Source organism: Butyricimonas sp. RTP31003st1_G1_RTP31003_210430, assembly GCF_040920905.1.
Taxonomy (GTDB): Bacteria; Bacteroidota; Bacteroidia; order Bacteroidales; family Marinifilaceae; genus Butyricimonas; species Butyricimonas paravirosa.
Map to the genome: position 1 here is coordinate 53,981 of NZ_JBCOSQ010000016.1, position 12,414 is coordinate 66,394.

The following is a 12,414-nucleotide window of genomic DNA, read 5'->3' on the forward strand; positions in this document are numbered from 1 at the left end:
TTGAAATTTATGGCAAGATGGGAGATAAAAAACGTGAGGGTTACCGGGGTGGCAGCTGCTGTCCCCCGAAACGTAGTTTACACGACGGATTTTGACTTTTTTACCCCAGAAGAGGCCGGGGTGTTTAATAATACAGTTGGTATTAAACAGAGGCATATAGCACCGGAGGATGTTTGTGCCTCGGATTTGTGTTTTGCTGCTGCAGAACAACTATTGGCCGACCTTAAATGGGAACGGGAGAGCGTGGATATTTTGATATTCGAGTCGGTAACGGGTGATTATAAGACCCCTCCCACGTCTTGTTTGTTGCAAGATCGGTTGGGACTTTCGGAAGATTGTTTTGCTATGGATATTCCCATGGGATGCTGTGGTTGTATGTATGCGATAACGACGGGAGGCAATTTGTTATCTTCGGGTAACGTGAAACGTGCTTTGTTGTTGATTGGTGACACTGCATTGCGAATGGGGTCGATGAAAGATAAAAGTCGAGTGCCGTTGTTTGGGGATTGTGGCACGGCGATGGCGTTGGAGTACGATCCGACGGCGAGTGATATTGTTGTCGATTTTCACACATACGGGAAAGGATACGAGGCATTGATGACTCCTCACGGGGGATTTCGTCACCCGGTCACGAAAGAATCTTTCGAATATGAAGATTTCGGAAACGGGATTGTTAGAGCACCGTTACATACTCTGATTAATGGAATGAATGTATTCTCTTTCGCTATTTCCAAACCGCCCAGGTCGATAGAAACTTTCATGACAGATTACGGGATAGACAAGGAACGTGATGTGGATTATTTTTTGATTCATCAAGCGAATAAAATGATTGTGGATCGGATTGTAAAGAAATTGAAGTTACCCTTGGAGAAGGTTCCTTATAACTTGGAGGAATTCGGGAATTTGGGAGGAGCTTCAATTCCTTCGTTAATGGTGACTCGTTTACGGGAACAGTTGATGACAGGAGAAAAGAGTTTGTTAATGTCATCTTTTGGTTTGGGGTTGACTTGGGGAACAATGTGGATAAAAACGAAGCCGATGGTCATTTCAGAGATGGTTGTTATAAAATAAGTCGGAGTGTTTTTAGGTTAATAAGAAATGGGAAACATACGAAGTTTTGGTGGTATAAAGAAAATAGTTCTTTATTTTGATTATTATTATTCATCAGCAAGATTCTTTTTTTACAAAGTAATGCAACTAGGGGGACGTTTGGTTTTTCCGATTGTGTTAATGATGCGTTTTCGAGAATATTGTTGTGGACAATCTTTTTATCCGGAATGTAAACGGAAAAAGAAATATAGGATATTTCTTGATCATTTACTATGGATACTTCGTAAAGGAGAACTAAATAATTTCTATTATATGTGGGGGTTTGATCGACGTGAGGTTAAACAAATGTATGATTTTGTGGGAGAAGTGACTTGGACGAATGCCCGACGTAAAAAGAATGAAGTAAAAAAACAGTGGAAGTTTTATAATGCTTCTTGCTTATTGATGAATAAATTTTATTTTGGAAATTTATTAGAAACACTGGGATTTGCTACTCCTCATAATAGGTATTTAATCAATAATGGAATTGTAACAGATTTAGAAAAGAAAGAGATTATTGGTTATGATGAATTTCTTAAAAATAATTTCTCGTGCTTTTGTAAAAATGCTGTAGGAGGTAAAGATGCTGATAATTTTATTCTTAAAATCGAAAATGGTAAAATATTTATTTTAGATGAACAAGTACATATTGGAGATTTTAAACATAAAATTCAAAATGGAACGTGGATTGTACAAGATAAAATAGAACGACAATTTATAGATATAGCTAAATATCATGAATATTCTATAAATACAATACGTTTGGTGACTGTTTGTGACGGAACGGAAATAGTTCCTATCGCAGCATTAGCAAGGTTTGGGCAAAATGGAAGAGTAAAAGATAATGGGTTTAGTGGTGGAATCATTGTACCTGTTGATATAAAAACAGGGATTATGAATGAATTCGGATTTATGCCTGTTCAGAAAAAAAAGACACGGGTTCATCCTAATTCTAATATAGCGTTTGGAGGGGTAAAGATTCCGAAGTGGGATGAAATGATAGAGAATGCGATTATTTTGCACAGGTATTTTTATAATATTCATTCTATAGGTTGGGATATTTGCGTGACAGATGAGGGAGTCTGTTTTATTGAAGGGAATGATGATTGGCATGTCGTGGATGCTCAAGTGAATGAGCCTGGAATGAATATTTATAGAAAGTATTTTAAATAGTGCGTAATGAATGTTTTTATTTTAGGTGGTGGTTTACAAGCGCTGTCTGTAGCCCGTTCTTTGAAAGAGGTAGGATATGATGTTTTTTGTTTGTCATCTAAAAATGAAGCCATTTCACATTCGAAATTTGTTGATAAATTTATACCGTCTCATGTAGATATTTCTACAACGGACTATTTAAAATATATTTGTACGCTTCTTATTGAGAGCCAATGTGAAGTGATAATTCCGATGAGTGATAGCTTGGCGGAGTTTTTGAGTAGAAATAAACGAGAAATAGAGGCAAAAACTATAACTAAATGTGCTATTCCTTCTTATGATGTTTTTTCTATTGCAAATGATAAATGGAAACTCCTTCAATTATGCGAGGTAAATGGATTACCTCATCCTAGAACAAGAGCTTTGGCGCAAGAAAATTTGAATGAAGTTGCGAGGTTTGTTGGTTTCCCTGCTTTAATAAAACCTAATATTTCCGTTGGTGCAAGAGGGATAACGCTAGTACGTGATGAGATGGAATTAAAGCAGAAATATCAACACATTTATGGTGTTTTTGGAGAGTGTACATTACAAGAATATATAGAACAAGATGGTCGACCTTATTATAATGTGATGATTTATCGGAATGCAGTTGGTAAAATAATTAATTATACCATATTAGAAATTATACGCTATTATCCGATAAAAGGGGGGAGTAGTTCTTTTGGAAGAACGATAGAAAATGACGAATTACTAACAATTTGTGTAAAGACATTGGAGAAGTTGCGATGGGTCGGTTTCGCAGATTTCGATGTTTTACGAACTCAAACGGGGGAATATAAAATAATAGAAATTAATCCTCGGGTGCCAGCCTCACTTAGGGCGGCAGCTGTATCGGGCATAAACTTTCCAAATATTATTGTGCAGGATCTAACAGGTAATATAATAAGAGAATACATCTATCAGCCGGGAAAAGAATTGAGATTTTTAGGATTAGATATTATGTGGTTTTTAGCTTCTTCTAGCCGTTTTCAGGTAAAACCGTCTTGGTTTAAATTTTTAGGGAAAAATTTATATTATCAAGATGGGGGATATAAAGATGTAAAAGCAATGTGTTTTAATGGTTACAGTGGAATAAAAAAAATGTTTAATTCTTCATTTCGTAGATCAAAAGCTGGATTGTAGTCATGGAAAATTTAGATGTAAAAGAGGTTGAAAAGGTTTTTTATACTCCAGAATGGCATGAAAAGCTTTTAGCTTTTATGGTGAAAGAATTTCCCACAAGAAATATATTTTATTTAGATTGGTGGTTAAAGAATCTAGATAAGGAAGAACCAGGTGATTGGAACAAAGTGTTACTTCTTTTGTTTCGGGCTGAAATTGTTGGCTGTACTACGGCTTTTTTTGTAAAAATATTAAATAACAATCAAGAGAAGAAAATATTCTGGGAGGGTAATACAATTATTGTAAAGGAAGCACGAGGAATGGGATTAAGTAAAATCTTATATGGCGAAATAAATCGTTTTAATAACAGATATACAACAGGATTTACAAAGATTGCATGGAAAATACAACCTAAGATTATGGACGTATTTACTGAACTAGCGCCCGTGAGAGTGTATGTTTCTTTGAATCGATTTGTAATAAATTCTATTTTTAGGAAGTTAAAGCTTTGTAAAGATAATTCTACGGAAAACTATCCAGAAACCTTTAGGTTAACTGAGAACGAACTTTTTGAGAAGGTGAAAGATATAGAGCGATTTGATATTCCTAAAGATGGTTATTGGATGGGAGAGAATGTGGAATTGGTTAGAGATAAGGAATTTCTAAAAAGGAGATTTGTAGATATTTATAGAAGAAAAGAATATTGTTTGTATGCATATTTTGTAAAAGGTAAATGTGAGGGGTATTTGGTTGTGCGGAAGACATGTATTAGTGAGATTAAGATGTTGGCGTTAGTTGATTTTAGATGTAAATATTTAGAAATGGAGAAAAGAATGATGTATGCGGTCGTTAAATTGGCAAGATTGAATAAAATAGGAGCTGTTATTACATTAACTTCAAGGAATTATGCTTTGATTTCTTTTCAACCATTAACAATTAAGATGTCAAAAAAATTATACACGGCAACGGGGGATCCGGAAATGTGGGAAGATACAAATATCTTAATCACATCGGCAGATTCAGATTTAGATTTTGTATATTACAAATAGATACTATGAATATATTAACATTTGATATTGAAGATTGGTGGGTCTATGAGCATTATCAACTTGGTAATAGTTCTGAGTGGTTGCACCGCTTGAATAATTATTTGGATCGAATTTTGGATTTGTTAGAGGAGCGTGATATTCATGCAACTTTTTTCGTTTTGGGAGAAGTTGCTAAACGAAATCCGGACGTGATACGTCGAATAGATGCGGGAAAACATCATATAGGGTGTCATTCATATAGTCATAAGTTTTTGAATGATATGTCTTTTGAAGAGGTGGAGGAAGATACTCGGGTGGCAATAGAGACAATAGAAAATGTTATAGGTCGGAAGGTTGATGCGTATAGGGCTCCTGCTTTTTCTATTACGGAGAAAAATAGTTGGATATTGTCAGTATTGCTTGAAAATGGAATAAAATATGATTGCTCGATATTTCCTGCAACAAGAAGTTATGGTGGCTTTCCTAGCTACAAGACTAAAGTTCCTTCTATAATAGAAGTGAAAGGAGAAATGATAAAAGAATTTCCTATCGCTCCGGTTCAAATATTCGGCCACGAGATTGTCTATTCAGGGGGTGGGTATTTTCGTTTATTCCCTTATATGAAAATAAAATCATTCGTGGAACAAAATGATTATGTCATGACTTATTTCCATATCAAGGATTTTGATTATGCCCAGAAAAAGACATATCGGTCTTTTGAAGGGGAATCAGCCTTGTCTAGGTATATAAAAAAATATTATGGCTTGAAGAATTGTTTCCCCAAATTTTGTCGTTTAGTTTCCCAATTTGATTTTGTAAGCGTGGAACAAGCGGATAAATTACTTGATTGGAACCAACAACCTTATATAAAGTTGTAATAAAGATTGAAAATGTATGTATCGTCATTTTTTTAAACGAATTATTGATTTTGGAGTAACGCTTTGTGTGTTATTCTTAATATGGCCATTTTTGTTACTTATTGTTGTGTTCTTATATTTTGCCAATAGGGGTTCTGGTGTATTTTTTACCCAAGAACGTCCTGGACGAAATGCTAAAACATTCAAGGTTATAAAATTTAAAACGATGACTGATGAGCGTGATAAGGATGGAAAATTATTGCCTGACGAGAAACGTCTAACAAAGGTTGGAAGGGTGGTTCGCTCCTTGTCGATAGATGAATTACCGCAACTGCTAAATGTGTTAAAGGGAGACATGGCCTTTGTAGGGCCTCGTCCTTTATTACCGAAATATTTACCCTTATATTCGGATGAACAGTTTCGGCGTCATGAGGTGCGTCCCGGTATTACCGGTTGGGCACAGATTAATGGGAGGAACAATATATCGTGGACAAAAAAATTTGAATATGATGTGTGGTATGTGGATCATGTTTCTTTTTGGTTAGATTTAAAAATTTTGTTTTTGACAGTGAAGAAAGTTTTCATGGGAGAAGGAATATCAAAAGAAGGGGAAGCAACGACTGTTCCTTTTGACGGAACGAATTGAGAAATTCATCTCTTAGTATTGTGTAAATATGGATATTATTCGAATTGTAAATGCTGTTTTTAGCTCTAATACATACGTGTTGCGAGAGGGAGGGGCGGATTGGTGTTGGTTGGTGGATGTGGGAGATGTTGAGCCGGTGTTGGAGTATATAGGAGAAAAGGGAGCAATTCGGGGTATTTTTCTAACACATACGCATTATGACCATTTGTACGGAATTAACCGGATGGTTGATTTGTTCCCGCAATGTGTGGTGTACACGTCGGAAGCAGGGACAGAAGGAATGTATTCGGAGAAGTTGAATTTTTCGAGATACCATGATGACCCGATTGTTTTCGAGGGAGATTACGTGGGCGTTTTACATGATGGAGATCGTGTCGAGTTGTTTCCGGGGGAGTATTTGATGGTATTGGAGACTCCCGGCCATGATAAAAGTTGTTTGACGTATTACACGGAGAGTGCGGTGTTCTCGGGAGATTCTTTTATACCGGGAGTGAAGGTAATAACTACTTTCCCACGTAGTGATAAGCAGGAGGCTGTTCGATCTGTGGAGGTAATATCGAAGGTTGCGAAGGGACGGGGGATATATCCCGGGCACGGTGACATCGTGTTCGGGAACGTTATATTTTGATCGGCGGGTTGAAGGTAGAATAATCATTAAAAATTTTTCAATATAGAGTTTCAAGCGGGACGGGATGAATAAATCTCGTGATGGCCCGTGGTGGGACGTTTACTGTTTATATGTATGGATCGAAAACGAATTTATCTTTGCTTGGCACACATGAGTGGCAAAGAACAAGACTTTATTAAAGAGGCTTTTGATACGAATTGGGTGGTTCCATTGGGGCCGAACGTAAACGCTTTCGAGAAATCCCTTCGGGGCTTCTTGATTGAAAATGGAAAATTGAAAGTTGAAGATGAGGGGAAACAGGTGGTGGCGTTGAGTGCGGGAACGGCAGCTTTACATTTGGGGTTGATATTATTGGGGGTGCAAGCGGGGGACGAGGTGATTTGTCAGAGTTTCACGTTTTGTGCTTCAGCGAATCCGGTGACTTACTTGGGGGCAACGGCTGTTTTCGTGGATTCGGAAGAGGATACTTGGAACATGAATCCCGTGTTGCTGGAGGAAGCTATACGAGACCGGATGGCAAAAACCGGACGGAAGCCGAAAGCGATTATCCCGGTGCATTTGTACGGGATGCCTGCCAAGATGGACGAGATTTGTGCCGTGGCCGAGAAATATGAGATTCCCGTATTAGAGGATGCTGCAGAGGCGTTGGGATCGGAATATAAGGGGCAGAAATGTGGTACTTTCGGGGTATATGGGGCGTTGAGTTTTAACGGGAACAAGATGATTACGACCTCGGGGGGAGGTGCGTTGGTAGTGCCTAATGAAGAATCCCAAAAGGCTGCGATGTTTTACGCTACGCAGGCACGGGAACCGTATCCTTACTATCAACACAAGAAGATAGGCTATAATTATCGGATGAGTAATATTTGTGCCGGGATCGGGTTGGGACAAATGACTGTATTGGAAGAGCATGTAGCTCATCACCGTCGTGTACATGAGTTATACGAACAAGCATTTGCCAATGTGAAAGGGATCGAGTTGAAATCGAATCCAGACGAGCGGTTTAATGCAAATTACTGGTTATGTACAATACTAATAGATAAGGAGGAGACAGGAGTGGATTGTGAAGAATTGAGAGTGTTCTTGGATCGTAAAGAGATTGAAACCCGGCCACTCTGGAAACCAATGCATCTGCAGCCGGTGTTTGCGGGCAATCCTTGTTACGTGGACGGAACTTCGGAGAAATTATTTGAGAAAGGATTGTGTATTCCAGCCGGGCCTTGTGTGACGGATGAGGATGTAGCTTATATTGTGAGTGAGATAAAAAGTTGTATCTGTAAATAATTAAAATATGCATTTGATAAAGAACGTGATCATGTTGATATGGGCTGCGGGATTGTTTGTTTCGTGTGCTTCGAGCAAGAAGGTGGTGTATTTGCAGGATGTTGATGTAAACAAACGGATCAAAGCGGAGTGTGAATATAAAACCGTGATTCATACGGATGATTTGTTGTCGATTATCGTGTCGTGTGATGATTTGGAATCTGCACAACCTTTTAATACACCAATGATTGGATTGGGACGTGACGTGAGTACAACCTCTAGCCAGCAAATTCCGAGGGGGTATCTCGTGGATAAGAATGGTGAGATTGATTTTCCTGTGTTGGGAAAATTGAAAGTCGTGGGAATTTCGAGAAACGAGTTGGCGGAAATGTTGAAAGAGAAGTTGTCGGAGTACTTGAAGAACCCGATCGTGACTATTCAGTTCCAGAATTTCAAGGTGACAATATTAGGGGAGGTGAAAGCTCCCGGTAGCTATAAGGTCGTTAGTGAGCGGGTATCGTTGTTGGATGCACTCGGAATGGCAGGGGATTTACAAATTAATGGTAAACGGAAAAACGTCTTGGTGATGCGGGAGCAAGGAGATGAAAAGGTTTTTGCCCGAATAGATTTGACATCAAGTGATTTTATCGATTCTCCATTCTTTTATTTACAGCAAAATGATGTGGTTTACGTGGAACCGAACAAAGGACGGATTGCCGGGGGAAGTGTCAGCACGTTCTTGCCTTATATCTTATCAAGTTTGTCGACAATCGTGGCCTTGATTTCTTTGACAAGATAGTTCCAGATTAATAATATATGAAAATGATCAATCAAGATAATAATTTGTTACAGACAGAAGAAGAGGAGTATTTTGATCTGAAAACTTTTTTCTATAAAATTTTGGCCCGTTGGTGGTGGTTTGCTATTAGTATACCATTATGTGCTCTAATTGCTTTGTATATTTGTTTTAGTTCGACCCCGGTGTATAAGGTGGGGGCGAAGGTGATGATTAGCGATTCGAAAAAAGGGGAGGTCGGGGTAAATCCGATGTTAAAGGAATTGGGGTTGTTTCAAGGAACGATGATGGTGGAGAATGAGATTGTGGAGTTGAAATCCAAGAACTTGATATTGGATGTAGTAAAAGAGCTGGAACTAAATGTGGATTATACGAGGGAAAAGGTATTGAGAGAAGAGAAACTGTACAAGGATTCTCCTTTTCGAATGCTCGTGGATTTACCGGAGAATATCAAGGATACAACCTTTTACGTGATTGCAAAGGGGGCAGATAAGATTGAGGTATTGGATGCGGATAAAAACGTGATGTTCGAGGGGAATTTTTCTCAAGCGATATCAATGGGAGACTATCGTATGACCGTGGAAAAAAATGATTCGTTATTACAAGTTGGAGATGAGATTCGAGTGGATTTATTAACTTACGGGAAAGCAGCAACGGATTTTCACAAGCGTTTGGAGATAAGTTTGTTGGAGAAAAATGCTAGCGCTGTGGGTGTTTCGTTAAAGGAAACGAATCCGGGGAAAGGGGTAGATTTCCTTTACACGATGATTCGGCGTTACAACCAAAATGGTATAGAGGATAAACAACTCGTGTCAGAAAAGACGGTTGAGTTTATCAACGAACGTCTTCGGGTCATTAATCAGGAATTAGGGGATATTGAGAATAGTGCGGAAACATTTAAAAAGACGAACCAGTTAACTAACTTGACGTCGGATGCAGCTCTTGCCATGGAACAAAAGAAGGCGACTGATGCTGAATTATTGAAATTGGGTACCGAGATGGATGTGGTGAAGAGTGTGCGTGCTTACTTGGAAGATAGACGAGGAGAAGAGTTTAGAATATTACCGGAACAGTTAGGGTTGACAGATGAATCTCTTAATAGTGGTATCAGTAAGTATAACGAGATGATTCTTCGTAGAGGGAAATTGTTACAATCGGCTCGGGAAAGTAACCCGATCGTGTTGGGTTTGGAAGCTCAGTTACGGGATTTAAAGAGTAGTATTCGGTCGGCTATTGCTAACGTGGAGAATGGATTGGATATAAAGATTAAGAGTTTGGAGCGGGAAAGCCAACAGGTGGAGGATAAATTAACTTCTGTGCCGACACAGGAAAAGCAGTATCGTTCTATTGCCCGAGAGCAGGAGTTGAAGGAGAACTTGTTTTTGTTCTTAATGCAAAAACGCGAAGAGGCGGAGATCGCCAAGTTGATGTATGTGCCGATGGCTAAGATCATAGAGAATCCGGATCCGGGGGAACATCCAGTGGCTCCTAGAAAAATGCTTATATTGTTGTTCGGAATGTTCATGGGAGTGGTGCTTCCCGTGGGAATCATGTTCGTGGCGGATATGTTGGATACAAAAGTGAGAAATGCTGATGAGGTGGGAAAAGTGGTAAATGCCCCGTTACTGGGAACTTTGCCGCAATTGCCGGAAGAGAAAACGTCGATAGAGAGCGAGGACTGGATGATGTCGGAGTCGATGCAGTTGATCCGGGAGAATTTGAATTACCTGATCAAGCGAAAGGACACGCCCGTGATCATGGTGTCATCGACGATTCCGAGTGAAGGAAAATCTTTGGTCGCGGCGCATTTAGCGAGTGCTTACGCCCGGGCAGGAAAGAAGGTGATAGTGATCGGTTGTGACTTGCGTAACCCGAGGTTAAACGAGTACTTCAAGAGGGAAGGCCGGAAGGGATTATCGGCTTACCTGGCCGGGATGGTTGATGACCCGGGGATGCTGGTTGAGAAGGTAAACGATAACTTGCACGTGATATTTGGAGGAACGGTCCCCCCGAACCCGACACAGTTGATAGCTAGTCCCCGGATGGGAGAGTTGCTGGCGTGTTTGAAGAGCGAGTTCTCGTGTATTATCCTTGACACGCCGCCGCTGGGTATCCTGGCTGACGGTTTCTCGTTGAGCGAGTACGCGGATGCTTGTGTTTACGTGGTTCGCGCGAACGTGCTTGATAAAAAAGGTCTGAGGGTTGTTGCCGACCTGGAGAAGGGTGGTCGTTTGGCGAACCTGGGTATCGTGGTGAACGGGATCAAGGTCAGTCGTTCCGGTGGTTACGGGTATGGTTATGGCTACGGGTACGGTTACGGGTATGGCTATGGTTACGGACAGGATGGCAAGGATAAAAAGAAGAAAAAATAACGATCATGGACTGGTTTAAAAGAAAGAACAAGCAATATTTTTCTTATGATCATGACATCCATTCTCATATTTTACCGGGATTGGATGACGGGGTGAAACGGGTAGAGGATTCCGTGGTGATCGTGAAAAAGATGCTGGAACTGGGGGTGAAACAGTTTTCTTTTACTCCTCATATTTCTTTTCCGTCACCGATGAACACGCCGGAGATAATTCTTGAAAAACTGAACGAGCTGAAAAAACGTTTATTGAAGGAGAAAATTGAAATTGAGGCGGATGCCGGGGCGGAGTACAAGATCGGTGAATACATGATAGATTTGATCCGTCAAGGGAATATCGCCTCGTTTCACGGAGGAAAGGTGCTGGTGGAACATAGTTTCGTGGCCCCGTCTCCGGTTTTCGAGGAGGTGATTTTTCGTCTGCAGGACAAGGGCTACACGCCCGTGCTGGCACACCCGGAGCGTTACCCGTTTTACGCAAAACATCTGACGGAACGGGTGTGGGAGTTGAAACGACGGGGATGCCGGATACAAGTGAACTTGCTGTCGTTTGTGGGTTTTTACGGGAAAGAGGCAATGGCAGGGGCAAGGGAGTTATTGGTGGCAAGGTTGATCGATCATTTTTCCGGGGACATACACTCGGTGAAACAGGTGGAGTTGTTGGAGAAATTCTTGAAATCGAAAGAATCGGAAAAGTTATTGGTTTAAGATTTACAAATTTGTATTTAAGCGGAGATATAACCTCGGACGAAGAGTGTCCGAGGTTTTTTAATTTATAAATTTTTATATTTAAGTTATGAAAGAGTTATTAAACGCAAGGTTTTTCTCTTGGTTAGAAGAGTGTAGTGGGAAAGATGTCACGAAAGATGAGGTAGAACTGGTCGTCGGGGAGTTCGTGGCGGATTTGGAACGGATGTGTGACAAGGAAAAGAACTACAAGGAAGAGGTGCGGGTGTTGGAACGAGTACGAATCCGCCTGCACGTTTGGGATGAAGTGTGCCAAGCGAGTGACGGATCGGGGAAAAAAGGGAATGCTTGGGTATTGCGTGGAGGCTGTGTTACAACGGGTAGAGGCCGAGATCCGGTTTTCCCGAGAGCGGCAGGAATACCCGGAGAGGTATGCCGGGAGTTCGGATGATGGACCGTTGGCGGTCTGGACATCGAACAATAACAAAATGGAGATAGCGGAACTGATGCTGGGAATTTATCTAGCGAAGGTGTTACGCACGCCGGACGGGATGTTGATGGAGTATCGAGAGGTTATCCGGTTGGCCGAACGGGCGTTCGGGGTAAAAATTTCGAATCACAGGGAGTTGAAACGGGATATTTTCAAACGGACGAACGAGCTGGTGATATTCCTGAAACGGTTGATCTTTTTGATTGAACAGGAACGGGATAAGAAAGATGCTTGATGAAAAGAGGCTTG

Annotated in this window: 13 protein-coding genes; all 13 read left to right on the forward strand. The window is 40.5% G+C overall.

Translation table 11 applies throughout. The annotated features are described in order from the left end of the window. Window positions 1-9 precede the first annotated feature (9 nt). Entirely contained in the window at window positions 10-1,071 is a 1,062-nt protein-coding gene (locus tag AB5542_RS06990; protein ID WP_279038809.1) for a 3-oxoacyl-ACP synthase III family protein, read from the forward strand. A 27-nt stretch (window positions 1,072-1,098) separates the two neighbouring features. Continuing rightward, entirely contained in the window at window positions 1,099-2,262 is a 1,164-nt protein-coding gene (locus AB5542_RS06995; RefSeq protein ID WP_340279472.1) for a sugar-transfer associated ATP-grasp domain-containing protein, read from the forward strand. A gap of 6 nt (window positions 2,263-2,268) precedes the next feature. Then, window positions 2,269-3,423: an ATP-grasp domain-containing protein gene (locus tag AB5542_RS07000; RefSeq protein ID WP_279038806.1), complete on the forward strand. Its 1,155-nt coding sequence runs from the start codon at window positions 2,269-2,271 to the stop codon at window positions 3,421-3,423. 2 nt (window positions 3,424-3,425) lie between these two features. Continuing rightward, window positions 3,426-4,451, forward strand: coding sequence for a hypothetical protein (locus AB5542_RS07005; RefSeq protein ID WP_279038804.1), 1,026 nt, complete (start codon window positions 3,426-3,428; stop codon window positions 4,449-4,451). A 5-nt stretch (window positions 4,452-4,456) separates the two neighbouring features. Continuing rightward, window positions 4,457-5,308, forward strand: a complete 852-nt coding sequence (locus tag AB5542_RS07010; RefSeq protein ID WP_279038803.1) for a polysaccharide deacetylase family protein — start codon at window positions 4,457-4,459, stop codon at window positions 5,306-5,308. Window positions 5,309-5,324: 16 nt separating this feature from the next. After that, window positions 5,325-5,933 carry a sugar transferase gene (locus tag AB5542_RS07015; protein ID WP_279038802.1) on the forward strand — a complete coding sequence of 203 codons (609 nt, stop codon included), beginning with the start codon at window positions 5,325-5,327 and terminating at the stop codon, window positions 5,931-5,933. Between the two features lie 28 nt (window positions 5,934-5,961). Beyond that, window positions 5,962-6,561 (forward strand): MBL fold metallo-hydrolase, encoded by a 600-nt coding sequence (locus AB5542_RS07020; protein WP_279038801.1) that lies wholly within the window; start codon window positions 5,962-5,964, stop codon window positions 6,559-6,561. Window positions 6,562-6,675: 114 nt separating this feature from the next. Then, entirely contained in the window at window positions 6,676-7,845 is a 1,170-nt protein-coding gene (locus AB5542_RS07025) for a DegT/DnrJ/EryC1/StrS family aminotransferase (protein ID WP_279038800.1), read from the forward strand. Between the two features lie 7 nt (window positions 7,846-7,852). Continuing rightward, window positions 7,853-8,623: a polysaccharide biosynthesis/export family protein gene (locus tag AB5542_RS07030; RefSeq protein ID WP_270544116.1), complete on the forward strand. Its 771-nt coding sequence runs from the start codon at window positions 7,853-7,855 to the stop codon at window positions 8,621-8,623. 17 nt (window positions 8,624-8,640) lie between these two features. Continuing rightward, the gene (locus tag AB5542_RS07035; protein ID WP_288215275.1) at window positions 8,641-10,992 is read left to right on the forward strand and encodes a GumC family protein; all 2,352 of its coding nucleotides are present in this window, start codon (window positions 8,641-8,643) and stop codon (window positions 10,990-10,992) included. A gap of 5 nt (window positions 10,993-10,997) precedes the next feature. Next, window positions 10,998-11,696, forward strand: a complete 699-nt coding sequence (locus tag AB5542_RS07040; protein ID WP_279038798.1) for a tyrosine-protein phosphatase — start codon at window positions 10,998-11,000, stop codon at window positions 11,694-11,696. An 88-nt stretch (window positions 11,697-11,784) separates the two neighbouring features. After that, a complete protein-coding gene (locus tag AB5542_RS07045) occupies window positions 11,785-12,126 on the forward strand; it encodes a hypothetical protein (protein ID WP_279038797.1) in 342 nt (113 codons plus the stop codon). Further along, window positions 12,020-12,400 carry a hypothetical protein gene (locus tag AB5542_RS07050; protein ID WP_147356818.1) on the forward strand — a complete coding sequence of 127 codons (381 nt, stop codon included), beginning with the start codon at window positions 12,020-12,022 and terminating at the stop codon, window positions 12,398-12,400. Before AB5542_RS07045 ends, AB5542_RS07050 begins: the two co-directional genes overlap by 107 nt. Window positions 12,401-12,414: the final 14 nt, after the last annotated feature.